General features: G+C 59.9%; 19 protein-coding genes. 11 read left to right on the top strand and 8 right to left on the bottom strand.

Features of this window, described 5'->3' with window-relative positions; translation table 11 throughout:
- The first annotated feature begins 384 nt into the window (after positions 1–384).
- The gene (locus ACFO24_RS03290) at positions 385–1365 is read left to right on the top strand and encodes a methyl-accepting chemotaxis protein (RefSeq protein WP_377736808.1); all 981 of its coding nucleotides are present in this window, start codon (positions 385–387) and stop codon (positions 1363–1365) included.
- Complete coding sequence (locus tag ACFO24_RS03285) at positions 1314–1925, top strand: methyl-accepting chemotaxis protein (RefSeq protein WP_377736807.1); 612 nt, start codon at positions 1314–1316, stop codon at positions 1923–1925. The genes ACFO24_RS03290 and ACFO24_RS03285 overlap by 52 nt, the downstream gene beginning before the upstream one ends.
- A gap of 76 nt (positions 1926–2001) precedes the next feature.
- Here the strand turns inward: ACFO24_RS03285 and ACFO24_RS03280 are convergent, their stop codons facing one another.
- On the bottom strand, positions 2002–3747 hold the full coding sequence (locus ACFO24_RS03280) for a M14 family zinc carboxypeptidase (protein WP_377736806.1): 1746 nt from the start codon (positions 3745–3747) through the stop codon (positions 2002–2004).
- 289 nt (positions 3748–4036) lie between these two features.
- Complete coding sequence (locus ACFO24_RS03275) at positions 4037–5839, bottom strand: DEAD/DEAH box helicase (protein WP_377736805.1); 1803 nt, start codon at positions 5837–5839, stop codon at positions 4037–4039.
- Positions 5840–6137: 298 nt separating this feature from the next.
- Between ACFO24_RS03275 and ettA the strand changes: the two genes are divergently transcribed.
- Together ettA and ACFO24_RS03265 are read left to right on the top strand one after the other, a co-directional pair.
- Positions 6138–7799 carry an energy-dependent translational throttle protein EttA gene (gene ettA, locus ACFO24_RS03270; protein WP_377736803.1) on the top strand — a complete coding sequence of 554 codons (1662 nt, stop codon included), beginning with the start codon at positions 6138–6140 and terminating at the stop codon, positions 7797–7799.
- A 146-nt stretch (positions 7800–7945) separates the two neighbouring features.
- Positions 7946–8470: a DUF4124 domain-containing protein gene (locus ACFO24_RS03265; RefSeq protein WP_377736802.1), complete on the top strand. Its 525-nt coding sequence runs from the start codon at positions 7946–7948 to the stop codon at positions 8468–8470.
- Here the strand turns inward: ACFO24_RS03265 and ACFO24_RS03260 are convergent.
- Positions 8434–9426 carry an SDR family oxidoreductase gene (locus ACFO24_RS03260; RefSeq protein ID WP_377736801.1) on the bottom strand — a complete coding sequence of 331 codons (993 nt, stop codon included), beginning with the start codon at positions 9424–9426 and terminating at the stop codon, positions 8434–8436. The genes ACFO24_RS03265 and ACFO24_RS03260 overlap by 37 nt on opposite strands.
- Positions 9427–9483: 57 nt before the next feature.
- On the opposite strand from ACFO24_RS03260, the gene ACFO24_RS03255 reads away from it, so the two are divergent.
- Both ACFO24_RS03255 and ACFO24_RS03250 read left to right on the top strand, forming a co-directional pair.
- Positions 9484–10524 carry a CDP-6-deoxy-delta-3,4-glucoseen reductase gene (locus ACFO24_RS03255; RefSeq protein ID WP_377736800.1) on the top strand — a complete coding sequence of 347 codons (1041 nt, stop codon included), beginning with the start codon at positions 9484–9486 and terminating at the stop codon, positions 10522–10524.
- 110 nt (positions 10525–10634) lie between these two features.
- On the top strand, positions 10635–11123 hold the full coding sequence (locus tag ACFO24_RS03250; protein ID WP_377736798.1) for a plasmid pRiA4b ORF-3 family protein: 489 nt from the start codon (positions 10635–10637) through the stop codon (positions 11121–11123).
- Between the two features lie 113 nt (positions 11124–11236).
- On the opposite strand, the gene ACFO24_RS03245 is transcribed toward ACFO24_RS03250, so the two are convergent.
- Together ACFO24_RS03245 and ppsR are read right to left on the bottom strand one after the other, a co-directional pair.
- Positions 11237–11896 carry a 7-cyano-7-deazaguanine/7-aminomethyl-7-deazaguanine transporter gene (locus tag ACFO24_RS03245; protein ID WP_377736797.1) on the bottom strand — a complete coding sequence of 220 codons (660 nt, stop codon included), beginning with the start codon at positions 11894–11896 and terminating at the stop codon, positions 11237–11239.
- 88 nt (positions 11897–11984) lie between these two features.
- Positions 11985–12818, bottom strand: a complete 834-nt coding sequence (gene ppsR / locus ACFO24_RS03240; protein ID WP_377736796.1) for a posphoenolpyruvate synthetase regulatory kinase/phosphorylase PpsR — start codon at positions 12816–12818, stop codon at positions 11985–11987.
- A gap of 183 nt (positions 12819–13001) precedes the next feature.
- Here ppsR and ppsA point away from each other — a divergent pair, with 183 nt between their 5' ends.
- The 3 genes from ppsA to ACFO24_RS03225 are packed head-to-tail and all read left to right on the top strand — an operon-like array spanning position 13002 to position 17810.
- On the top strand, positions 13002–15392 hold the full coding sequence (gene ppsA / locus ACFO24_RS03235; RefSeq protein WP_377736795.1) for a phosphoenolpyruvate synthase: 2391 nt from the start codon (positions 13002–13004) through the stop codon (positions 15390–15392).
- 20 nt (positions 15393–15412) lie between these two features.
- Positions 15413–15751 carry a DUF4212 domain-containing protein gene (locus tag ACFO24_RS03230; protein WP_377736794.1) on the top strand — a complete coding sequence of 113 codons (339 nt, stop codon included), beginning with the start codon at positions 15413–15415 and terminating at the stop codon, positions 15749–15751.
- The gene (locus ACFO24_RS03225; RefSeq protein ID WP_377736793.1) at positions 15735–17810 is read left to right on the top strand and encodes a VC_2705 family sodium/solute symporter; all 2076 of its coding nucleotides are present in this window, start codon (positions 15735–15737) and stop codon (positions 17808–17810) included. Before ACFO24_RS03230 ends, ACFO24_RS03225 begins: the two co-directional genes overlap by 17 nt.
- A gap of 8 nt (positions 17811–17818) precedes the next feature.
- Here ACFO24_RS03225 and ACFO24_RS03220 read toward each other — a convergent pair whose 3' ends face one another.
- Positions 17819–18829: an HD-GYP domain-containing protein gene (locus tag ACFO24_RS03220; protein WP_377736791.1), complete on the bottom strand. Its 1011-nt coding sequence runs from the start codon at positions 18827–18829 to the stop codon at positions 17819–17821.
- A 49-nt stretch (positions 18830–18878) separates the two neighbouring features.
- Positions 18879–19364, bottom strand: a complete 486-nt coding sequence (locus ACFO24_RS03215; protein WP_207574935.1) for a YajQ family cyclic di-GMP-binding protein — start codon at positions 19362–19364, stop codon at positions 18879–18881.
- Positions 19365–19438: 74 nt separating this feature from the next.
- On the opposite strand from ACFO24_RS03215, the gene murB reads away from it, so the two are divergent.
- Both murB and ACFO24_RS03205 read left to right on the top strand, forming a co-directional pair.
- Complete coding sequence (gene murB / locus ACFO24_RS03210) at positions 19439–20518, top strand: UDP-N-acetylmuramate dehydrogenase (protein ID WP_377736789.1); 1080 nt, start codon at positions 19439–19441, stop codon at positions 20516–20518.
- Positions 20519–20655: 137 nt separating this feature from the next.
- Positions 20656–23544 carry a bifunctional diguanylate cyclase/phosphodiesterase gene (locus ACFO24_RS03205; RefSeq protein WP_377736788.1) on the top strand — a complete coding sequence of 963 codons (2889 nt, stop codon included), beginning with the start codon at positions 20656–20658 and terminating at the stop codon, positions 23542–23544.
- An 88-nt stretch (positions 23545–23632) separates the two neighbouring features.
- Here ACFO24_RS03205 and ACFO24_RS03200 read toward each other — a convergent pair whose 3' ends face one another.
- Positions 23633–24301 (bottom strand): hypothetical protein, encoded by a 669-nt coding sequence (locus ACFO24_RS03200; RefSeq protein WP_377736787.1) that lies wholly within the window; start codon positions 24299–24301, stop codon positions 23633–23635.
- Between the last annotated feature and the right edge of the window lie 6 nt (positions 24302–24307).

Below are 24307 nucleotides of genomic sequence, written 5' to 3'. Positions count from 1 at the left end.
CATGGCCTGTGAGGATGCCATTGCATGCTGACATGTACCAAACATTGCGGAGGGTTTTGCAGGATTTCCCTAGCCCATAAAAAATTACGGAATAACCCTGATAAATTTTTCGCAAAATAATCACAAAAGTGACTGGGTGCTGAACAAAAAGTCTTTTTGCTGACAAAAATTGCGCTAATCCCGTGTGGTTTACACGGTTTTTATTTCAGCCTGTAAGTCTTCTTCAAGTAATGTAAGCGATTGTTATGAATTGGGATGCTTGAGGGAGACGGGTAAATGAATATTAATAATTTTAAAATTAGCACCAAACTGACGCTTGGTTTTGGCTTGATGGCGGTGTTGTTATTTTTGATCAGCGCCACTTCATTATGAAAGGCGAAAAATCTGCATGATGATTTTGAATCGGTCATGCACCAGCAATATCCTAAAGTGGTCAAAATTGAGGAAATCAAAGACTTGCTCAATACCAATGAACTGTCCATCAGCCACATGCTGCATTACAAGGAAAGCGCCAGCCACGAGGATTTAATTGAAAAAGTATCGGCTACGCGGGCCAAAATTGCCGAGGCGCTGCAATTTTTGCAAACCCAGGAGATGGACGCAGAAGAGCAAGCAATTTTAGAAGCCTTCAAAGGGCCGCGCCTGGAATACATTGATGCGCAAGATCGGTATATTGAGTTAGTGCGCGATCGTCGTTTGGATGATGCTTTGTTTTTGCTGATTTTAGAAATGCCCAATAAGCGCAATGCTTACCATGCGGCATTAAAAAATCTGGTGGATGTGCAAAATAAACTCATGAATCAATCGGTCGAAGTGGCCAGCCAGTCGGTGACCAATATGTATTGGGTGATTGGCGCTGCCACGATGATTGTTTTATTGGGGGCAACTATTTTGTCGCTGTGGATTATTCGCAGCATTACCCGCCCGATTGCCGATGCTGTGCGTGTGGCTGATGCGGTGGCCGAGGGCAAGCTGACGCAAAACATCCAGGTGGTGGGCAAAAGTGAAACGGCCCGCTTGTTGCTGTCACTGCAGCAAATGCAAGCCGGTTTGGTGCAAGTGGTGGGGCGGGTGCGCCAAGGCTCGGAAGGCATTGCCTCGGCCAGTGCGCAAATTTCGCAAAGCAACCAGGATTTGTCGGCCCGCACTGAGCACCAGGCCAGCGCCCTGCAGCAAACCACGGCCACCATGGAGCAGCTGCACACCACCGTGCGCCAAAACGCTGTCAGTGCTGAGCAGGCCAACCAGCTTTCGCAAAAAGCCCGCCAGGTGGCCACCCAGGGGGGGCCGCCATGGAGTCGGTGGTGCGCAGCATGGGGGAAATCCAAACCAGTGCCGGGCGCATTGGCGACATCATTGGCGTGATTGATGCGATTGCCTTCCAAACCAATATTCTTGCGCTGAATGCGGCGGTTGAAGCGGCCCGCGCCGGTGAGCAGGGCCGCGGTTTTGCCGTGGTGGCCAGCGAGGTGCGGGCCCTGGCAGGGCGCAGCGCCGACGCGGCCCGCGAGATCAAGCAGCTCATCCACAGCAGCTTGGGCAGTGTGCAAGCGGGCACGCACGAGGTGGATCAAACCGGCCGGATCATGGCCGAAGTGGTGCAATCGATTGCCCAGGTGGCCCAGATCATGCAAGAGATCACGGCCGCCAGCAGCGCGCAAAGCCAGAGCGTGGCCCAGGTGAACCAGTCGGTGGTGCAAATGGAGCAAACCACGCAGCAAAACGCCGCCTTGGTCGAGGAGATGGCCGCCGCCGCGCTCAGCTTGAGTCAGCAGGCCCAAGAGCTGGTACACACCGTGGCGGTGTTTGACTTGGGCCAAGCGCTGGAGGTGCCAGAGTCTGGGCATCGGCCCAGCCAGGCACTTGCTAATTCAATAGCAGCTTGCGCTAATGATGAAAAGGAATTTTTGGCCTTATCGGCTTGAAATGCTTATTTCATAAGCGCGAAATGCCATCATTTTGATGGCATTTCGCTTTTAAGCAGAGTGTTTTTGTCTGGGGTTACTCATCATCCTCAAACACCAGCGGGGCCGGCGTGACAACGCGCAGCACGTGGCTTAAGTCCAGTTGGGTGCCTTGGGCGTAGCTGCTGTAAGGGGTATCGGGCTCGAGCAGCGCGGTGGCCAAGTTGGCGTGGCCTTGGTTGAGGCTGACGTAGTAGCTGCCGGGGATGGCATCGGCCAAGAGGCGCTGGGTCACGATGTGGCCGCCCTGGTCGGTGTAGCCATCGGCCACCAGGGGCGAGAGCTCGGCAACGCGCAGCACTTGCAGGCCCAACTGATCGAGTTGGGCGGCGGTGTTGCGCGCCTCGGGCGAGAGCCAGTAGCCGCAGGGGCGGCTGCGCTGCTCGGTGGCACTCAGGCCCAGGGCCGATTGCCAAGCCACCAGGGTGGGGGTGATGTGGCTGCTGGTCAGGTCGATCAGGGGCAATTCACGCTTTTCGTGTACGCCTTGGGCCTGCACCAGCAGGTTGCCTTGGCAGGCTTGGCTGGCAATGTCGCGGCTGGCGAAGGTGGCAACTTGGGCCAAATCCCTGGCGCGCGTGCTGGCGCTATCGAGCACGGAGAGCATGGCTTGCACCAGGCCATGCACACGGCGTTGGGCGTGCAGCAGCCCCAGGTCGCTGCCCCGGCTTTGCACGGTCAGGCCAATGGCGTTTTTCAGGGCGGCGATGTTGGTCAGGGTGGTGGGCTGCACGGTGTCCATGGCAAAGCCTGCCTCGGCACTGTTGCCGGTGGGCTCGGCCAGGGCGTCGGTGCGCAAGCCCGCTTGTGCCAAGCGGCTGGTCATGGGCTGAAAAAACCATTCCTTGGCGGCTTTGGTAACAAACTCATGCGCATTGGCGGTCATGGCGTATTGCACGCCCATGTCGTTCGCGCGGGTGGCGTTGAAGCGGGTTTGGGTTGGCCCCAGGGCGGCAAACTCGCCCGCATCGAGCACCACGGCCGGGCGGTACAGGGTGATCAGCTGTGCCAAAGCGCGGGCCTCGGGGGTTTGCAGGCGCAAATGGTCGTGGCGCAGATCGGTGCCATTGGCCGTGGTTGCTTGCTGGGTTTCAAAGCCATCAGGATTGGCCCGGGGCACCAGCAGCAAGTTGATGTGCCTGAGCATGGGGCGCAGCAAGCCGCCGTCATCCAGCTCTTGCAGCAGGGCCAAAACGGCTTCGGTCGATGCCGGTGCATTGCCTTGCTGGCCTGCCACGATCATGACCATGGGGCGCTGCGTGGCATCCAGGCTGCTGGGGGTGAGGTCTGCGCTTTGGGCGGCCAAGACGGCAGCAATCGCCCGGCCATTTTGTGAATTTCCGGCCGGCAGCACGGCGATGCGCACGCCATCGTCGCTGCTGCCGGTGCTTGGGGTGCTGTGGTGGGGCAGTTGCTGCAGCAGCTCGGCCAATTCAGCGTTGCTGGTAAAGCTGCTGCGCTCTGGTGCCAAACCGGGGGTGCGGTAGCGTTGGTCGGGTTCAGGAAAGAGGGCGGCCACGGTAGCGCTGTAGGGCAGGGCGTGCACGCGCGATTGGCTGATAGGGCTGGTGCTCACAGCAGGGGCCGTGGCCGCTGGGGGGGAGGCTGGCGCTGCGGGTGTCGTTGTGGTGGTGGTGCCGCTGGTACCGGGCCATTCGGGCAATGGCACGCTGGTGCAGGCGCTTAAGGCCAGCACGCCGACCATCCAGGCCAGGTGGCGTGGCCTGGCGGTCACGCCATGGGCAGGGGTGGGGGAAACAACAAGGGCAAGGGGTTTTGTCATATGTGGTCTACCGCAAGTGGCCAGAGTGTGGCTCTGGCGGCCAAACATCTCAAAATCGCAAAAGAACTGGCCTAAAAACACAAAGGCCCCAGAGCATAGCAATGCCTGGGGCCTGAACAGAAGGACTTAGAACGTGTTCACGATCTCCTCATGGGTGTGTGGGCGCGGCTTCGGGCGGTCTGCGTCGTTGCAAATCCTCGCAATAGCCAAGCTATTGCTGTGGTTTGCGCCTCGCAACCCATCCCGAACCGCATCCCCCACACCTTCATTCGAGACCATGAACACGTTCTTAGCGGCCGAAGTTGCCGCCACCTCCACCGCTGCGGCGGCGGTTGCCGGCAAAGCCGGGGCCGCCACTGAAGCCGGGGCCGCCACGGCGCGGGCGATCGACCATCAGGTCCACGCTGGTGCGGGTGGGGTCGGGCTGGCCGCTGCTGCCGCCAGCGCGGGCGGGTTTGCGGGGGCGGCCCAGCTGGGTGCCCAGGTGGGCATCGGTGGGGGGCTGGAATTCAAACCGGCTGCTCGCGCCGCCTTCGTAATCCGGCCCTTCGCTGCGGGGGGGGCGGTTGTGGCTGCTGCTGGTGTTAGTGCGGGGAGGGCGGCTTTCTCGCATCGGTGCCAAGCCTTCGCCCGGGCGTGTGCTGCTGCGGCCTGGGCGCTGGCGCGAGCGGTTGTAGCCTTGGCCGCCACGGCGTGGGCCCGTGTCCCCTGGGGTGGCGCTGCCCTGGTCGGGGTGGCCTTCGCCGCTGGCTTGGGCGGCGGCTTCGGCCACCGGTTTGCGGCCACCACGGCCACCGCCTCGGTTGGGTTGGGCGGTTTTAGTGCTGCGGATGCGCTCCATCATCTCTTGGCGCGCGGCTTTGGCCGCTGCCTGCATGACTTCCCGGCTGGGGGGCTTGCCAGCACCGCCCCAAATGGTTTGGCGGCCCATGGCGATGGGCTCGGCTTTTTCACCCTCTTCAGGGCCAAAGTCGGGCAGCACCTGCACGGGGATTTCTTGCTTGGTGAAGCGTTCGATTTCCATCATGAAACCTTCTTCGTCCAAGCACACCATGCTGACGGCATGGCCTTCGCGCCCCGCGCGGCCCGTGCGGCCAATGCGGTGTACGTAGTCTTCTGGAACGTTCGGGATTTCGTAGTTCACGACGTGCGGCAGCTCGTCAATATCAATGCCACGCGCTGCAATATCAGTAGCTACCAGCGCACGCAGTTCGCCAGTTTTAAAGCCTGCTAGCGCTTGAGTGCGCGCGCTTTGGCTTTTGTTGCCATGCAAAGCCATAGCGGTGACACCGTGCTTGGTCAGGTATTCAGCCACATGGTTGGCGCCAAATTTGGTGCGGGTAAAAACCAGCACCTGGCTCCAGTTGTGCTCTTGGATGATGTGCAGCAGGGCTTCTTTTTTCTTGCGGCGGCCAACGGGGTGGATGATCTGGGTGATGCGCTGCACGGTGGTGTTGCGCGGTGTCACTTGGATGCTTTGCGGGTTTTTCAGCAAGGTGCCCGCCAGCTCGCGGATGTCGTCGCTGAAGGTGGCCGAAAACAGCAGGCTTTGCTTGTCTTTGGGCACCAGGGCCAGGATTTTTTTCACATCGTGAATAAAGCCCATGTCCAGCATGCGGTCAGCCTCATCGAGCACCAGCACTTCCACGTGGGACAAATCCAGCAGGCCTTGCTGCTGCAAATCGAGCAACCGGCCTGGCGTGGCGACCAGGATGTCGATGCCTTTGCGGATACGGTCGATTTGTGGCTTCATGCCCACGCCGCCGAAGATGACGGTCGATTTGACGGGCAGATGTTGGGCGTAGGAGCGCAGGTTGTCCTCAATCTGCGCGGCCAATTCGCGCGTGGGGCTCAAGATCAGCGCGCGGATGCCGCCAGCGGGTTTTTGCGTGCCGCCTTGGGTCAGGCGGTGCAGGATGGGCAGCGAAAACGCCGCCGTTTTCCCGGTGCCGGTTTGGGCACCAGCGAGCAAGTCGTGACCGGCCAAAACGGCGGGTATGGCTTGTTCTTGAATCGGGGTGGGGGTGGTGTAGCCCTGCTCGTGTACGGCTTGGACGATGGCCGGAGCCAAGTTCAGTTCTTCAAATGTCATTGTTGTGGCAATACGCCCATCCTGGGCGTTGGGGTTAGGTGCTTGTTTTCAAAATTTACTCACCTTGCAGGGCCGCCCCTTGCGGGCAGCCGGGCCAGTCTCTAGGTGAATGGGCTGACCTTGGTTTTAAAGACGGTCGCAGTGCGTGGGTAGGCGCTGGAAGGCTTCGCAAAAAGGCCAAAGTCCAGGGTAACTGGATCCCTGGGTAGCCGATATTGTCGCATGCGTTGATAATTGCGGGTTGGTTGCTGCAAAAAGACAGCACATTAATTGCAAAAATTTCTTATTTGAAAGACCCATGGCTCAATACGTTTTCTCGATGAATCACTTGACCAAGACGGTGCCGCCCAAGCGCCAGATCTTGAAAGATATCTCTTTGTCGTTCTTTCCCGGGGCCAAAATCGGTGTGCTGGGCCTGAATGGTTCGGGTAAATCTTCGCTCTTGAAGATCATGGCGGGCGTGGACAAGGAGTTCGAGGGCGAAGCCATTCCCATGGCGGGGCTGTCGATTGGTTACCTGCCCCAAGAGCCCCAGCTCAACCCCGAGCACACGGTGCGCGAAGCGGTGGAAGAGGCCATGGCCGAGGTGAACAAGGCCAAGGCCCGCCTCGAAGAGGTGTATGCCGCGTATGCCGAAGAAGATGCCGACTTTGATGCCCTGGCGGCCGAGCAAGGCGAGTTGGAGGCCATCATTGCTGCCGCAGGCACAGACAGTGAGCACCAATTAGAGATTGCCGCCGATGCCTTGCGCCTGCCCCCTTGGGATGCGGTGGTGGGCAAGCTCTCGGGCGGTGAAAAGCGCCGCGTGGCGCTGTGCAAGTTGCTGCTGTCCAAGCCCGATATGCTGCTGCTGGACGAGCCGACCAACCACTTGGACGCTGAATCGGTCGATTGGCTGGAGCAGTTCTTGCACCGCTTTACCGGCACCGTGGTGGCCATTACCCACGATCGCTACTTCCTGGATAACGCGGCCGAGTGGATTTTGGAGCTGGACCGTGGCCATGGCATTCCCTACAAGGGCAATTATTCCGACTGGCTGCTGCAAAAAGGCAACCGCCTGGAGCAAGAGCAAAAAGGGGAAGAGGCCCGCGCCAAAGCCTTGAAAAAAGAGCTGGAATGGGTGCGCCAAAATGCCAAAGGTCGCCAGACAAAATCCAAAGCCCGCATTGCCCGTTTTGAAGAGCTGAGCGATTACGAATACCAAAAACGCAATGAAACCCAGGAAATCTTTATTCCTGTGGCCGAGCGTTTGGGCAGCAAGGTGATCGAATTTAAAAACGTCTCCAAAGCCTTTGGCGACCGTTTGTTAATTGACAACCTGTCGATGAACGTGCCCGCTGGGGCCATCGTCGGCATCATCGGCCCCAACGGCGCGGGTAAATCCACGCTGTTCAAGCTGATTGCGGGCAAAGAGCAGCCCGATAGCGGCACGGTGGAAATCGGTCAAACCGTGCAACTGGCCTATGTGGACCAGTCGCGTGACAGCCTCTCGGACGATAAAACCGTGTGGGAAGATGTCTCGGGTGGCCTGGATATTTTGAACATCGGCAAATTCCAAATGGCCAGCCGCGCTTACTGCGGGCGCTTTAACTTCAGCGGTCAGGACCAGCAAAAGAAAGTTGGCAACCTCTCCGGCGGTGAGCGTGGTCGCCTGCACTTGGCGAAAACCTTGATTCAAGGCGGCAACGTGCTGCTGCTGGACGAGCCCTCCAACGACTTGGACGTGGAAACCCTGCGTGCCCTGGAGGATGCCCTGCTCGAATACGCCGGCACGGTGCTGGTCATCAGCCATGACCGCTGGTTTTTGGACCGCATCGCCACCCACATCCTGGCCGCTGAGGGCGACTCGCAATGGGTGTTCTTTGACGGCAACTACCAAGAGTACGAGGCCGACAAGAAACGCCGCCTGGGCGAAGAGGGCGCTGCGCCCAAGCGTTTCCGCTACAAGGCACTGAAATAAGTCAGTGCTTTAATTGCATAGCAAGAGGCGTACTAAGTACGCCTTTTTTTATTGAAAAACACCAAAAAATAGCAAAAATAAAGCGGTAGATGCTATTTATTATTCTCTTGTCAGTGCCGCTTGAACTGGGCACAGTTCTGGGCACTATGCGCTGCAAAATTTTTCTACCCCTGTTGTTGTTCACGGTTGTTACGGCCTTGCTGCCGGCGCAGGCCCAGGTGCAGCGCTGCACCGATGCCCGCACGGGCAAGGTGACGTACACCGACGGCAGTTGCAGCGCTGACCAGCGCAGCCAGGAGGTGGTGCCGGCCCTTTCACCGCAGGAAAAAGCCGCGCAAGAGCGCCAATACGAAGAGGCCCAAGCCCGCTGGCAGGTGGAGCAGGCCCGCACCCAGGCCCAGCGCCGATTAGAGGCGGAAAAAGCCGCAGCCCAAGCCGCCGCCGCAGCGGCGCGGCAGCCCCCGGTGCAAATCATTCAGCCGCCCGCCAATCCTGCTGCACCTGTGGTGGTGCCTTATCCGGTGTACCCCGGCTCGGTGGGAGCTTATCCCCCCCACCACCGCCCGCGGCCACCGCATGGCAGGCCCCCGCCGCCCGAGCCCGAAGTGCGCTGGCAGTGCAATGTGTTTCGGTGCTACGACGGCAAGGGCAATGTGCGGCCCCGGCCTTGATCGGCAGCCTGCCCAAGGCCTGCCGCCAAGCCTTGCAACACATCGGGCCAGCGCAAACGCATTCTGAGTTCTGTTTTTAAACGGCGATTGGAGAGGCGGCGCGATTCGCTCATAAAGCTCAGGCTCAGGGGCGAGAGCTGTTCTTGCGCCTGGCTGCGCGAGATGCGCGGTGGGCGCGGCAGGCCGTACACATCGGCCGCCTGCTCAAAATAATCGCCCATGCGCAGCTGGCGGTCGTCGCACACGTTCATGGCCCGCAAGGGCCGAGCGCGAAACAGGGCCAGCAGGCAGGCCAGGGCCAAATCGTCGGCATGAATATGGTTGGTAAACACATCGTCGGCCGCGGCCAAGATGGGCAGGTTGTTGCGCAACCGCTCTTGGGGCGTGCCATGGGGGCGATTGGGCGCATAAATGCCGGGGGCCCGCAAAACGCTCAGGCGCACGCGCCGGTGTTTCGCCCAGCGCTGCAATCGCGTTTCCGCATCCACACGCCGCTGGGCGCGGGCGGTGCTGGGGGCCACGGGGCGGGTTTCATCCACCCAAGCGCCGGCGCAATCGCCATACACCCCGGTGGTCGAGACATAGGCCAGCGCCCGGGGCGCTGAAGTTTGGCTCAGCGTCTGCAGCAGGGCGCGGGTGCGGGTGTCGTGCGGGCCGTGGCCCGGTGGCGGGGCCAGGTGCAGCACATAAGGGGCCAAACCAGCCAGGCGGCGCAGGCTGGCCGGGGCATCCAAGTTGCCCAGCAAGGGGGTGATGCCCTGGGCTTGCAGCACGGCCTGGCTCTGTGGGTTGGAAGTTAGCGCCAGCACCCGCACCCCGCGATCGAGCAGCAGGCGGGCGCAGCGCTGGCCCACATCGCCACACCCGACAATGAGTACGCGCAGGCGGCGAAATGGGGCCAGCGGCTGGGGGCGGATGCGTGGCGGGCGGGGGTATGGTTTTGCGTTTGTGGGCACAATTCGGCCTTTCCTGGCACGGGGCCAGTGCTGAAAATAAGGAAGGATAGCCAAGATATGAGCGCAGACAACGCTTGCCAAGTCACCATCCAGCCCAGTGGCCGCAGTTTTATGGTGCGCGAAGGCCAAACCATTTTGGCCGCCGCCATCGAGGCCGGGGTGGGCCTGCCCTATGGCTGCAAGGACGGGGCCTGCGGCTCGTGCAAGTGCCAAAAATTGAGCGGCAGCACCACGCATGGCAGCCATTCGGCCCATGCCCTGAGCGAGGAAGAGGCGCGCCACGGTGTGATCTTGACCTGTCGTGCCACCGCCCACAGCGATGTGGTGCTGGAGTCGCGCCAAGTGAGCTTGGAAGGCTTGCCGCCCATCAAGAAAATGCCCGTGCGGGTGCGCAGCCTTGCGCGTTTGAGCCCCGATGTCATGCAAGTGCAGCTGCAGCTGCCGGCCACCGAAAAATTTGTGTACTTTGCCGGGCAATACATTGAGTTTTTATTGCGCGACGGCACCCGCCGGGCGTATTCCATGGCCAACGCACCGCACACCCAGGCCGACAACCCCGGCATGGAGCTGCACATTCGCCACATGCCCGGTGGCGTGTTCACCGACCAGGTGTTTGGCGGGATGAAGGAAAAGGACATCCTGCGCGTTGAAGGCCCGTTTGGCAGCTTTTTCTTGCAGCCTAACAGCCAAAAGCCCTTGATTTTTATCGCCTCTGGCACGGGTTTTGCCCCCATTCAAGCCATCTTGCAGCACTTGGAATACCTGGGCAGCCGCCGCCCGGTGATGCTGTATTGGGGGGGGCGGCGCCCACACGATATTTACCGGGCCGACTGGATTCAGGCGCATCGCTTGCCCGGGGGCTTGAACTTTGTGCCCGTGGTTTCGGATGCGTTGCCTGAGGACAATTGGCAGGGCCGCACAGGGTGGGTACACCAAGCCGTGCTGGATGATTTTGCGGATCTGGCCCCTTTTGAGGTGTACGCCTGCGGTGCCCCGGCGATGGTCGAGGCGGCGCGGCAAAGCTTTATCGCGACCCGCAATCTGCCTGCCGAAGCATTTTTTGCCGATGCCTTTACCAGCGCTGCCGATTCAGCGTAATTGGCCGCCGCCATACCCACCCGGGAGGCGGACTTTCTTGCCCACGCCCCAGCAGCGTGGGCGTGGCTGCTCTTAAATGGCGGTTTTTTTGACCTTGAAGGAGTGTTTTCATGCCGCCGTCTGTGTCCCGTTGTGCTTACCAGTTGCATGTGCAGTTGCAAGGCACAACCCCTGCCGTCTGGCGGCGCTTGGTCGTGGCAGAGCGCACTTCTTTGGCGCAACTGCACCGCATCGTGCAAACCGTTTTGGGCTGGCACCAGCCCCAGCCGTATTGCTTTGAAATTGCGGGCCAGCGCTACGGCCAGCCCAACCCGGATGACCCCAACGACCCCACCATGGATGCCCGCCGCTACACCCTGGGGCAATTGCAGCAGCATGGCCCCGTGCCCATGGCACACAGTGTTGGCGGTGGCGAGGGCGCTGCACTGCTGCGCATTCGGGTGGAGGCGGTGCAACCGCTGACAGCGCTAGCCGCCATCCCCGATTGCCTGGATGGCCGCCACCTGCCCGATGGCAGCGCGTTTGATATAGCCGCAGCCCGTTTGCGCGTGCAGGCTTTGCAGGCCCAGCCGCAAAAAGCGGGTGAATGCCTGATTTAAAAATAAAAGCTGTTTGCGCTTAATTTAAAACGTTTTCAAGGCAATTTTGCTTTGAATTACTTATTAAATCAGCGCAAACAGCTATTGTTTTTATGGGGTGGTGTGCTGCCGTTTTAGCGGGCCGCAGCCACCAACGGCTGGCGCGGCAGCAGTTTGAGCAAGGTTTTGAGCAAGGCACCGTACAGCGGCACAAACACCGCCAGGCTCACCAGCAGCTTGATTACGTAATCGACCAGGGCAATCTCCATCCAGTTGGCCGCCATAAACGGGTTGGAGCTGCGCCAGAACGCCACGCTGAAAAACATCAGCGTATCGGCCGCCTGACCAACAATGCCCGAGGCGGCCGGCGCAATCCACCACTGGGGCCACTGGCGCAGGCGGTCAAACACCTGAATATCGAGCAGCTGCCCCAGCACATAAGCCATAAAGCTGGCCAAGGAAATGCGGAACACAAAGGCGTTGAAGGTGGCCAAGCTCTCCCAGCCGGCAAACGCGCCATCGTGAAACAGCACCGAGACGATGTAGGAAGCGACCAGTGCGGGCAGCATGACCCGGGCAATGACGATTCTGGCGGCCGGTTTGCCAATCAGGCGTACCGTTAAATCGGTGGCCAAAAAGATAAACGGAAAGCTGAATGCGCCCCAGGTGGTATGCCAGCCCCACAGGGTAATGGGCAGTTGCACCAGGTAGTTGCTGGCAATGATGAGGGTGATGTGAAAGGCGATCAGGGCCACGAGCGCGTTGCGCTGGGCCGTTGCCGGGAGCTCAAACATAAAAGTCCTTTTTGGGCAAAGCAAGCATGGGGGTGAGGGAACCCATGGCACCGGCCCCCGATGGGCCCGTGCGAAGAGGGGCGCAAGTTTAACCGTTCAAATTCACCCCCAGGCGCTGGGGCAGCACTTGCTGCAGCACGGTGGTGGAGATCTCTTCAATCGATTTGTGCGTGCTTGAGAGCCACTGCACCCCGGCGCGGCGCATCATGGCCTCGGCCTCGGCCACCTCGTGGCGGCAATTTTGCAAGCTGGCGTAGCGCGAATTGGGGCGGCGCTCGTTGCGGATATCGGACAGGCGCTGGGGGTCAATCGTCAGGCCAAACAGTTTTTTGCGGATCGGCTCCAGCACCGGGGGCAGCTGCTTGCGATCGAAATCTTCAGGAATCAGCGGGTAGTTGGCCACTTTCAGGCCAAATTGCATCGCCAGGTACAGGCTGGTGGGGGTCTTGCCCGAGCGGCTTACACCAATCAGCACCACATCGGCCCCCGACAGGTCGGCGTGCGTCTGCCCATCGTCGTGCGCCAGGGTGTAGTTGATGGCCTCCATGCGGTTGAGGTATTCCTTGCTTTGGCTGATGTCGCTAAAGCGCCCAACGCGGTGCTGGCTTTTCAGGCCCAGCTCATCTTCCAGCGGCTGCACAAAGGTGCCAAACATGTCCATGAGCAAACCCTTGCAGTGCTGGGTGACCACGGCCACTACGTCTGGATTGACCAGGGTGCTGAAAACGATGGGGTTTTTTCCCTCCACTTCACCACTGTGATTGATTTGGCGCACCGCCTGGTGGGCTTTATCGACGGTATCGACAAAGGGAATGCGCACGATGCGGGGGGTGATATCAAATTGCGCCATTAACGCAGTGCCAAAGGTCTCGGCGGTGATGCCCGTGCCGTCCGAAATCACAAAAACCGTGCGTGTATGCATACACTTGCCTCTCCAGTGGGGTCAGAAACTGCCGGATTTGGCCATTGTTTTGGCTGCCCGGCCCTACAATCGCCGATTATTTGTCAGATTCCTGCCTCTGCCCGATGAAGTCCCACAACGAAAACCAAGCAAAGTGACTTGCACCGCGCAGACGCTGCCGATTTTTTAACTTTGGAGTTTGTTATGTCTGAACGCTTTGCTGCGAATGCTCTGGTCGTGCCCTTTGAGCAACTGCGCATGGAGGATGTGGAGGTTGTTGGCGGTAAAAACGCCTCGCTAGGCGAGATGATCTCGCAGCTGCCTCAGGGCGTGCGCGTGCCCACCGGCTTTGCCACCACAGCCCACGCTTTTCGCCAATTTCTGGCGTTTGAAGGTCTGGCCGAGAAAATCTCCGCCAAATTAAAAGCCTTGGACGTGGACGATGTGCGCGCTTTGGCCCAAGTGGGTGCCGAAATCCGCGCCATGGTCGAAGCCCAGCCCTTCCCCGCCGATCTGGAAAAAGCCATTCGCGAGGCTTTTGACACCTTGCAAGGGGGCAACAGCGCCGCTTCGTTTGCGGTGCGCTCTTCGGCCACGGCCGAAGACCTGCCCGACGCTTCGTTTGCCGGTCAGCAAGAAACCTTCTTGAACGTGGTGGGCATCGAAGATGTGCTGCACAAAATGAAAGAAGTGTTCGCTTCGCTCTACAACGACCGTGCCATTTCTTACCGCGTCCACAAAGGCTTTGAGCACGACGTGGTGGCCCTGTCTGCTGGTGTGCAGCGCATGGTGCGCTCTGACCTGGGTGCCGCCGGTGTGATGTTCACCATCGACACCGAATCGGGCTTTGAAGACGTGGTGTTCATCACCTCCAGCTACGGCCTGGGCGAAACTGTGGTGCAAGGCGCTGTGAACCCGGACGAGTTCTACGTGCACAAGCCCATGCTCAAGGCTGGCAAACAGGCGCTGATTCGCCGCAACCTGGGCAGCAAACTGATCCAGATGGTGTTTGCCACCCCCGAAGAAAAAGCTGCCAGCGGCAAGCTGGTGAAAACTTGCGATGTGGCCCCTGAGCTGCGCAACCGCTATTCGCTGTCCGACGCGGATGTGCAGTTGCTGGCCCAGTACGCCCTGGTGATCGAGCAGCACTACGGCCGCCCGATGGACATTGAGTGGGGTAAGGACGGCACCGACGGCCAGCTCTACATCCTGCAAGCGCGTCCTGAGACGGTGAAAAGCCAGTCCAAAGGCCAGGCCGAACTGCGTTACAAGCTCAAAGGCACCGGCAATGTGCTGGTTGAAGGCCGCGCCATTGGCCAGAAGATCGGTACCGGCACTGTGCGCTTGGTGAGCGACATTTCGCAAATGGACCAGGTGCAGGCTGGCGATGTGCTGGTCACCGACATGACCGACCCCAACTGGGAGCCGGTGATGAAAAAAGCCGCAGCGATTGTCACCAACCGCGGTGGCCGTACCTGCCACGCTGCCATCATTGCGCGTGAATTGGGCATTCCGGCCGTGGTGGGTTGCGGCGATGCCACGGCACGCTTGAAAGACGGCACCTTGGTGACCGTGTCTTGCGCCGAGGGCGACACCGGCAAGATCTACGACGGCCTGATCGAAACCGAAGTGACCGAAGTGCAGCGCGGTGCCATGCCCGAGATTGCCACCAAGATCATGATGAACGTGGGCAACCCCCAGCTGGCCTTTGACTTTGCCCAACTGCCCAACGGCGGCGTGGGTCTGGCGCGTTTGGAATTCATCATCAACAACAACATTGGTGTTCACCCCAAGGCTATTCTTGACTACCCCGCGGTCGATGCTGACCTGAAAAAGGCTGTGGAATCCGTGGCCCGTGGCCATGCCTCGCCGCGTGCCTTCTACGTTGATAAAGTGGCGGAAGGTGTGGCCACCATTGCCGCCGCTTTCTGGCCCAAGCCCGTCATCGTGCGCATGTCGGACTTCAAGTCCAACGAATACCGCAAGCTGATCGGCGGCAGCCGCTACGAGCCGGAAGAAGAAAACCCGATGCTCGGCTTCCGTGGCGCAGCGCGTTACATCTCCGAAGACTTCGGCGAAGCTTTCAAGATGGAGTGCGAAGCCCTGCGCCGCGTGCGCGAAGACATGGGCCTGACCAACGTGGAGATCATGATCCCCTTCGTGCGCACCTTGAAGCAAGCCGAGCGCGTGACCGAGCTGCTGGCCGACAACGGCTTGAAGCGCGGCGAAAATGGCCTGAAGCTGATCATGATGTGCGAAGTGCCCTCCAACGCCATCTTGGCCGAAGAGTTCCTAGAGTTCTTTGATGGCTTCTCGATTGGCTCCAACGATTTGACCCAGCTGACCCTGGGCTTGGACCGTGACTCAGGCCTGGAGCTGCTGGCCAAAGACTTTGACGAGCGCGATCCGGCCGTCAAGAAAATGCTCGAACGCGCCATTGATGCCTGCTTGGCCAAGGGCAAATACGTGGGTATTTGCGGTCAAGGCCCTTCTGACCATCCCGACTTTGCCAAATGGTTGGCCGACAAGGGCATTGTCTCGATCTCGCTGAACCCCGATACCGTGATCGAAACCTGGCAAAACCTGGCCAAGTAAGGCCGACTGCGCAGCCCGCCATGCCCGAGCAAGTTTCTGCCCAGCATGACGAGGCGGCCGCTGTGGCAGCCGAGGTTTTCCCCCCCGACTTGCACGACACCCACCACCTTTGGCTCAAAGCATCGCTGCTGACAGTCTGGGTGGTGGTCACGTTTGGGGGGGCGTATTTTGCCCGCGTCCTGCAAAAAGGAGGGGGGCAATGGGGCTATTGGATGGCAGCCCAAGGCTCGGTGTTGGTCTTTTTGGCCATTGTGGTGTTCTACTCGTGGGCCATGGCACGGTTTGAGCGGCGTGACGCCCAAGCGACCGATCCCGGCCCACCCCCTTTGGAAGATGGGGCTGATGACGCAGCCCTCTGATCGCCCCGGTATCCGTGCCCTGCATGCCCGCGCGTATTCTTCGCGCTGGCACCGTTTTGTGGGGCTGTACGTTGTCGGCGTGCTGGTGTTTCTGGGCTGTATGGGCTGGGCGGAGCACCTGGGCCTGTCGCGGTTGTGGATTGGCCCGATCTTTTTGTTCGTCACGGTGATGGTGTATGCGCTGATCGGTATTTCGGGGCGCACAGGCAGTCCGGAGGAATACTACGTCGCTGGGCGGCGCATTCCCCCCATTTACAACGGTATGGCCGCGGCAGCCGACTGGATGAGTGCGGCTTCCTTTATCAGCTTGGCTGGTGCCTTGTACCTGCAAGGGTATGGCGGCACGCCTGAAAACCCGGGGGGGTTGGCCTATGTGCTGGGCTGGACGGGGGGCTTTGTGCTGGTGGCCTTGCTGGTTGCGCCGCATTTGCGGGCCATGCGCCTGTACACCTTGCCAGACTTTTTTCAGCAGCGCTTTGGGGGCAGCTGGCCTCGCATCATTGCGGCCTTGTCTGCGGTGTTGTGCTCATTCACCTATGTGGTGGCGCAAATTTATGGGGTGGGGCTGATTGCTTCGCGCTTGACCGGGGTGCAGTTTGAAATTGGCATCATGCTGGGTCTGGGCGGCGTGCTGGTGTGCTCCTTTCTGGGGGGGATGAAGGCCATCACCTGGACCCAGGTGTCGCAATACATTGTGGTGTTGCTGGCTTTTCTGGCACCGATGTCGTGGCTGGCGTACAAGCAATTGGGCAACCCGGTGGCCGCTGTGGCCTACGACAGCCATTTGCAAGCCATTGCCGATATGGAAACGCGGCTGCTGGCGGCCCCTGAAGAGCTGCAAGTGCGCCAGGAGTTTGAGCGCCGCGCCCAGGTGCTGGAATACAAATTGAGCAATGTGGCGCAAAACTTGGAGCAAGAGCGCCAGCTGTTGCAAGAGCGGGTGCGGTATTTGCGCTCGATTCACAGCGATATGGCATCGATTGTGCAGGCCAATCGCGAGCTGGTGAACCTGCCGCGCACCCCCGAAGAGGCCAAAATCCTGTGGCAGGAGCAAATGCACGAATACCGCCAGCGCTCCCAGCCCTTGAATGGGGTGCCCCGCCATACCCTGCCCTTTGCCGGTGATCCCGAAGGTTCGCCGCAGGAGCAAGCCCTGTTTGATAAATCCCGGCGCAACTTTTTGGCTTTAATGTTTTGCCTGATGCTGGGCACGGCCGGGCTGCCCCACCTGCTGACGCGCTACTACACCGCGCCCTCGGTGGCCGGGGCGCGCTCCTCGGTAGCGTGGTCGCTGTTTTTTATTGCGCTGTTGTACCTCAGCGCGCCGGCCTTGGCCGCCTTGGTGAAGTACGAGGTGATGCACAAATTGGTCGGTGTGCGCTTTGATGAGCTGCCCACCTGGATTGCCCAATGGTCACGGGTGGATAGCTCGTTGCTGGCCGTCGAAGATGTGAATGGCGATGGCCGCTTGCAGTGGGGCGAAATTCGCCTGGGGGCGGACCTCATCATGCTGGCCACCCCAGAAATTGCCGGGCTGCCCTACGTGATGTCGGGTTTGGTAGCGGCCGGTGGTCTGGCGGCGGCGCTGTCCACGGCCGATGGTTTGCTGCTGACGATCAGCAATGCCTTGGTGCGCGATTTGTACTTTCAAGCCCGCCCGCACCAGGCCAGTACCGAGCAGCGGGTGATTGTCTCAAAATTTGTACTTATGGCCGTAGCGTTGGCGGCCGCTTTTGTGGCAAGTCGTCGTTCTTCTGATATTTTGCCTATGGTTGCAGCTTCATTTTCGATAGCTGCCTCCGCCTTTGTGCCGGTGATGGTGCTGGGCATTTTTTGGCGTGGCACCAACCGCATGGGTGCGGTGGCCGGCATGCTCAGTGGGCTGGGGGTGACGCTGTACTACATGCTCTCCCATACGGCACTGGCGCAGGCGCTGTTCCCGAAAGCCTGGCTGGCCGATGGGATGTGGTGGGACATCCAGCCGGTGTCGGCCGCCGTGTTTGGCGTGCCGGTGGGTTTGGTGGTGGCGATAGTGGTCAGCTACTGGAAAAAACCCTAGCCACCTGCTCAGGCTTGCCCAGGCGTTTGGGTAATTTGCTGGAAGGAGGGCGTGCTATTGGTCATCAAGGCCCCCAAGTGCAACAAGCTTTGGGTGTCCAAAAAGGGGCGCACTTCCGAGGAGGACAGGCTGTGCGTAATGCGCAGCTGCGGCTCTTGGGTGAGCAACAGAATTTGCGGCTGGGCAAACGGCAGTTTGCGCGCATCCAGCAGTTTGGCAATTTGCGGCTGGTGTGGCTGCGCGGTTCTGCGCATCACCACGGCGGTGGTTTCATCGTTGAGCGCAATAAACACCCCGGGGGGGTACATGCCCACGCTGTGCAGCAAAGCCTCCCCAGCTTTTTGATAGAGCTGCGAGGAGGGGCCGGTGATCACATGCACCGATTCGGCCACGCTGCGGCCAGCCCGGCGGCGGCGGGGGCTGATCATGGCGGCATAGCGATCCACCGTGGCCAGCAGGCGGGCCAAACGTTCAGCCGCTTGCTGCTGCAGCAATGGCAGCTGTGGCGGGGTGTTGATATGGTGCAGCGTCACCACGTCCAGCCACAATCCATTGGTGATTTGCATGCGCTCCAGCAAGCGCCGCCCTTCCACAGGATGCATGCGAATCGCTTCTTGCTGGGCAGCGCTGGGGCGCTCGCGCTGCAAGGCCAGCTGGTCATGCAGCTGGGTCATGCCGATGTTCATGGTCAGGGCGGCGCGGACCAAGGCATCGCGCTCTTGCGGTGGCAAATGGTAGGTGCCCGCCAAAATGTGGCTCAGTGCTGCGCATACCAGTGCATGGGCCGCGCTGTAGCCCGTGTGCGAGCTGGAGGCCAACTGGTACATCAGGTACAAGCCCGCATCGCGGTCGTGCGCCAAGAGCTCTTGCAGCCACGCATCAAGTTGCAGAACTTTGGCTTCAAAATTACCCACCTGCGCCGGATGCGTCAGCACCAAAGCCAAGGCCGCCTCTAAATCGGCCCACAAGCCTTGCAGGTCTTCGTAGGTGTCGTAGTCCATGGCAGCGTATCGGCGCAAGTGCGGCGCAATCAAGAAGGGCAGGCAGGTGCTGGGGCGGCTGCAGGCGTTAATCGCGGAAGTTGTTGAACGACAGCGGGTGGTCAGGCAGCTCTTTGCGGATCAGCGCCATCGCCGCTTGCAGGTCATCGCGCTTGGCACCAGTGATGCGCACGGCATCGCCCTGGATGGCCGCTTGCACCTTCATCTTGCTCTCTTTAATGAGTTTTTGAATTTTTTTGGCCAGTTCTGATTCAATGCCGTTTTTGATTTTGACCACCTGCTTGACCTTATCGCCGCCGATTTTTTGCGATGGCTGCACGTCCATGAAGCGCACATCCACGTTGCGCTTGGTCAGTTTGTTGCGCAGGATGTCCTCGACCTGCTGGAGCTGAAAATCGGCATCGCCAAACAAGGTGATCTCTTTGTCCTTGAGCTCCAGGCCCGCTGAGCTGCCTTTAAAGTCAAAACGGGTGCCAATTTCTTTGGCAGAGTTGTCCACGGCGTTTTTGACTTCGACAAAATCAGCTTCCAAGACGGTATCAAATGAAGGCATAGCAGTTCTCTTTCTCTCTTCTCAAACAGGGCGCACCCACCAGACCCACTCAGGCGCAGTGCGACAATCGGGGGATGTTAGTCGAGAAAAATACTTCATTACAGAATTTGAATACCTTTGGTATTGCCGCCAGTGCCGATGTGCTGGTGCGCTTGACCAGCACCCAAGCGGTGCAGGAAGTCGCCTCCAGTGCCATTTTGCGCACCCCGCAAGGGGCCTTGCGCCCCAGCTTGGTGCTGGGTGGGGGCAGCAATATCGTTTTGAGTGGCGATGTGGTGCATGCCGTGGTGCTGAAAATGGAAATTCCCGGCATGGCCTTGGTGGAAGAAACGGCCAAGCATTGGATTGTGCAGGCTGGGGCGGGGGTGCGCTGGCATGACTTGGTGGAGTGGACACTGCAGCAGGGCTGGGGCGGTTTAGAGAATCTGGCGTTGATCCCCGGCACCGTGGGCGCAGCCCCTGTGCAAAACATTGGGGCCTACGGGGTGGAGCTGCAAGACCGCTTTCACAGCCTGGATGCGGTGGATTTGCGCACGGGGCAGGTCTTTACCCTGGATGCGGCCCAATGCGCTTTTGCCTACCGTGATTCGGTGTTCAAACATGTGCCGGCGCAGGCGGGTGATTTTGGCTTGGCAGGCCAAGCGGTGATAACCCAGGTGCGCCTGGCCCTTCCCAAGCAATGGCAGCCCGAGCTGGGCTACCTGGAGCTGCAGCGCAAGGCAGAAAGTTTGGGCACCGCCCAGCCCAGTGCCCAGCAGGTGTGTGATTGGGTGTGCGCCATTCGCCGGGCCAAGTTGCCCGATCCAGCGCAGATTGGCAATGCGGGCAGTTTTTTTAAAAACCCCACCGTCACCCAAGAGCAATGCCGCGACACCATTGCCCGCGAGCCCAAAATTGTTTACTACCCCCTGCCTGATGGCCGCATCAAGCTGGCTGCTGGCTGGTTGATTGATGCCTGTGGCTGGAAAGGCAAAACCCTGGGCCGCGCCGGGGTGTATGAGCACCAAGCGCTGGTGTTGGTCAATCGTGGCACGCTTGGCAGTTGCGACAACAGTGTGACGGGGGGTGAGGTGATGACCCTGGCGGCTGCGATTCAAACCAGCGTGTACGAGCGCTTTGGCATTCGGCTGGAGCCGGAGCCGATAGTGGTGTGATTTTGTTTTTGCAAACAATACAAAATCGTAAAATTTATCTTTTATTGCAAAGTAAACATATTCTGAACCCCACAGCTTTGGAAGCCGTGGTTTTTTCATGGTGCAAATGCCTGTGGTTGGTGGCAAGGAAATGACCGTTGAGTGAGAAAAAAACATCTTTAACAGCCAATGCAACGGCCTTGCCCCGGCTGCATTTGCTGGGCACCTTGGTGCTGATGCTGGTAGTAACACTGGCGTTGGCCAGCTTTTATTCTTGGCGCAGCAAAGAGCAGCAGCAGGCGTTTCGTGAGCGAATCACGCAGACCATGGCTGAGCAGCAGCGCCAGCGCCTTTCCTCCGAGCTGCAATCGGCCATCAGCTACCTTGAGTTTTTGCGCAAGCGCACCGAATCGGTCATGCGCCAGAACATGGTCGAGCAAACCGATGCCGCATTCGTGGTGGCGCAGGCAATTTATGAGCGCGAAGCCCCGCACCGCCCAGCGCAGCAAGTGCAGCAGCTGATTGTTGAAGCCCTGCGTCCGCTGCGTTTTTTTGAAGGCCGGGGTTACGTGTTTATTGACAGCATGCAAGGCGACTTTGTCCTGCTGCCAACGGCACCAGAGTACGAGGGCCAACCTGGCATCAACAACCAAGACGACACCGGCTCCTACATCATGCGGGGCTTGATCAATGCGGCCCTGACCCCGGATGGCAATGGCTTTTTTGAATACCGGTGGTACCACCCGAAAAACCCGCAAGCCATGGCGCGAAAAATTGCCTACGTGCGCCACTTTGCTCCTTTTGACTGGCTGATCGGCACCGGCGACTATGTTCTAGAGTGGGAAGAGCAGCAGAAAAAAGAAGCCATGCAGCGTCTGCGGGCCTTGCGCTTTGGCAGTACGGGCACCATTGGGCTGATCGACCATCACGGGCGCTCGCTGCTCAGTCCCAGCGATGCCTCGCTGGAAGGGCTGTTGCCTGAGCAAATGCTGCCCGTGCAGCGCCAGGCCTTAGAAAAGCTGCGCGAGACGGCCCAGGGCGGTGGCGGCTTTGTCGAATACGACTGGCCCCGTCCTGGAGCGGCACCCGATGCCCCCTTGGGGCGCAAAACCGCCTTGGTCACCACCTATGCCCCTTGGGGCTGGGTGCTGACCACCACCATGTTCAACAACGAGCTGGAAGCGCCCTGGCAGGCTGAAGTCCAGCAGCAAAACGAGCACAAAGTGCGCCAGCAGCTGGAGCTGGTGCTGGTCGTGCTGGCCTCTTTGCTGCTGGGCGGGCTGGGCTCGTGGGTGTTTTCGCGCTGGTCGGGGGACTTGTTTGCCCGCTACCACCAAGAGCGCGAAGCCACCCAGGAAAAGCTGCGCATCGCCGCCATTGCCTTTGAATCGCAAGAGGGCATGATCGTCACCGATGCCAAAAGCCGCATCCTGCAAATCAACCAGGCCTTTACCGACATCACCGGCTACAGCGCCGCAGATGTGGTGGGCAAAAGCCCCAGCATCCTGAAATCGGGGCAGCATGGTGCGGCGTTTTATGCTGCCATGCGCCAGCAATTGCTCAGCCACGGCACCTGGGCGGGAGAGGTTTGGAATCGCCGCAAAAACGGTGAAATCTACCCCGAGTGGCTGACCATTACCGCCGTCAAAGACGAGAACCAAACCACCACCCATTACGTCGGTTCGCTGTTTGACATTACCAGCCGCAAAGCGGCCGAGGAAGAAATTCGCCACCTGGCGTTTTACGACTCGCTGACCCAGCTGCCCAATCGCCGTCTGCTGCTCGATCGCCTGGAGCATGCCGTCAAAACCAGTGCCCAAACCGGCCACCACGGGGCCTTGGTGTTCATGGATTTGGATAATTTCAAGCGCGTCAATGACACCCTGGGCCATGAGCAAGGCGATCTGCTGCTCATAGAGATCGGCAAGCGTCTGCGTGCGGCCGTGCGCGAAAGCGACACCATTGCCCGCCTGGGCGGCGATGAGTTTGTGCTGCTCATTGAAGGCTTGGACACCCATGCCTTCAAGGCCGCCCAGCAGGTTGAAGCGCTGGCGCAAGAAATCTTGGGCATGCTGGCCACTCCGGTGGTACTCAAAGGGCAAGAGATCCACACCACCGGCAGCATGGGGGTGGTGCTGTTCAGTGGCTTGGCCGTGCCCGTGCCCGTGCCTGATTTAATGCAGCACGCCGATTTGGCCATGTACCGCGCCAAAGCCGAGGGGCGCAACAGCATGCGCTTTTTTAACCCGCAAATGCAGGCCGAGGTGCTGGAGCGCTTGGCCCTGGAACAAGCCCTGCGCCAAGCCATTGAACAAGACCAGCTGACCCTGTATTACCAACCCCAAGTGGGCAGCACCGGGCAGATTGTGGGCGTTGAAGCCTTGGTGCGCTGGCACCACCCCCAGCGCGGGCTGGTGTCCCCTGGCGAATTTATTCCTTTGGCGGAAGAAACCGGCCTCATCCTGCCCCTGGGGCAGTGGGTGCTGCAGGCCGCGTGCAAGCAGCTGGCGCAATGGGCGCAGCCCGCAGCCGCCAGTGCCCCGCAGGGCCTGTCCGGGCGCAGCCACTGGACGATTGCGGTGAATGTCAGCGGACAGCAGGTGGGCCAAGAAGATTTTGTTGCCCACGTGCTGCAAATTTTAGAAACAACCGGGGCCCCCCCGGCGCAGTTGAAGCTGGAGCTGACCGAAACCATCTTGCTGGAAAACCCCGATCAAGTGATTGAAAAAATGGCCGCCTTGCAACGCCACGGCGTGCGTTTTTCGCTGGATGACTTTGGCACCGGGTACTCCTCACTGGCCTACTTGCGCGACTTGCCGCTGAGCCAGCTCAAAATTGACCGCAGCTTTGTCCAAGCCATGGTGCACGATGCCAAAGCCAAGGCCATTGTGCGCACCATCGTCACCATGGCGAACAACCTGGGGCTGGACGTGATTGCCGAAGGCGTGGAAACCGCCGAGCAGCAGCAGGCCCTGAGCGCCAACGGCTGTTTGATTTACCAGGGCTACCTGTTTGGCAAGCCTGTACCGGTTGATGAGCTATCGTAAAAATAGCTGTTTCCGCTGATAAATAAACAGATTCAATGCTATTGATGCGTAAATCTGTTTATTTTTAAGCGCAAAGAGCTATTAAATTTTATTTCTTCTGTTGCTGCTGGTGCAGGTACAAATCGTCCGACCAGGTGGCCAACCACTGCGGGCGGTAGGCCACAAAGACGGCTGTGAGCATGCCGGTGACCACCGCATCGCCCCAGGCCATCAGCCAGCGGGCAATCTTGCCCAGCTCTTGCTGCACGCCGGGCAGTTGCTCGCCGGCGGCCTGGGCCAACAGCCCAGCGATGAACAGGCACACAACCGTGCCAAAAAAGCCCCGACCAAAGAGATAGACAAACACCTTGGTGCCCAGAAAGCGCCGCAGCAGTGCCCCCCAGCCCATCGCCAACGTGGCGGGCACCAGGCCGTGCCAAACGGTCAGCGCCAGCGTGGCCGGCACGCTCAGGCTGGGCGAGAGCAGCCAGGTGATAACGCCCACGGCCAGCAGTGTCAGCACCGCCAGGGGCCAGCCCAGCATCAGCAGCACCAGGCAAGCCCCCGACCACTGCAGCTGCAGCGGCATCTGGTGCAGCGTGGGCAGCGCCCACATCCAGGGCAGCACCACCAAGGTGGCCAAAAGCGGTGTCCACAGCCCACTGGCATCGCCGCTGCTTTGCGTCACCAGCGGGCGGCGGTTGAGCAGCTGCCGCCAGGGGCGCAGCAGCAGGGCCAGGATGAGGGCGATGAGGGCCAGAGAGAGTTCAAGCAGCATGGTGTT

It is taken from the genome of Comamonas denitrificans (assembly GCF_042654745.1).
GTDB lineage: Bacteria > Pseudomonadota > Gammaproteobacteria > Burkholderiales > Burkholderiaceae_C > Comamonas > Comamonas denitrificans.
This window is presented reverse-complemented; position numbering and strand designations above follow the sequence as displayed.

Coding starts and splice junctions, on each gene's coding strand:
- ACFO24_RS03285 (WP_377736807.1), top strand. CDS start 1,314: ATGGGGGAAATCCAAACCAGTGCCGGGCGCATTGGCGACATCATTGGC.
- ACFO24_RS03280 (WP_377736806.1), bottom strand. CDS start 3,747: ATGACAAAACCCCTTGCCCTTGTTGTTTCCCCCACCCCTGCCCATGGC.
- ACFO24_RS03275 (WP_377736805.1), bottom strand. CDS start 5,839: ATGACATTTGAAGAACTGAACTTGGCTCCGGCCATCGTCCAAGCCGTA.
- ettA (WP_377736803.1), top strand. CDS start 6,138: ATGGCTCAATACGTTTTCTCGATGAATCACTTGACCAAGACGGTGCCG.
- ACFO24_RS03265 (WP_377736802.1), top strand. CDS start 7,946: ATGCGCTGCAAAATTTTTCTACCCCTGTTGTTGTTCACGGTTGTTACG.
- ACFO24_RS03255 (WP_377736800.1), top strand. CDS start 9,484: ATGAGCGCAGACAACGCTTGCCAAGTCACCATCCAGCCCAGTGGCCGC.
- ACFO24_RS03250 (WP_377736798.1), top strand. CDS start 10,635: ATGCCGCCGTCTGTGTCCCGTTGTGCTTACCAGTTGCATGTGCAGTTG.
- ACFO24_RS03245 (WP_377736797.1), bottom strand. CDS start 11,896: ATGTTTGAGCTCCCGGCAACGGCCCAGCGCAACGCGCTCGTGGCCCTG.
- ppsR (WP_377736796.1), bottom strand. CDS start 12,818: ATGCATACACGCACGGTTTTTGTGATTTCGGACGGCACGGGCATCACC.
- ppsA (WP_377736795.1), top strand. CDS start 13,002: ATGTCTGAACGCTTTGCTGCGAATGCTCTGGTCGTGCCCTTTGAGCAA.
- ACFO24_RS03230 (WP_377736794.1), top strand. CDS start 15,413: ATGCCCGAGCAAGTTTCTGCCCAGCATGACGAGGCGGCCGCTGTGGCA.
- ACFO24_RS03225 (WP_377736793.1), top strand. CDS start 15,735: ATGACGCAGCCCTCTGATCGCCCCGGTATCCGTGCCCTGCATGCCCGC.
- ACFO24_RS03215 (WP_207574935.1), bottom strand. CDS start 19,364: ATGCCTTCATTTGATACCGTCTTGGAAGCTGATTTTGTCGAAGTCAAA.
- murB (WP_377736789.1), top strand. CDS start 19,439: ATGTTAGTCGAGAAAAATACTTCATTACAGAATTTGAATACCTTTGGT.
- ACFO24_RS03200 (WP_377736787.1), bottom strand. CDS start 24,301: ATGCTGCTTGAACTCTCTCTGGCCCTCATCGCCCTCATCCTGGCCCTG.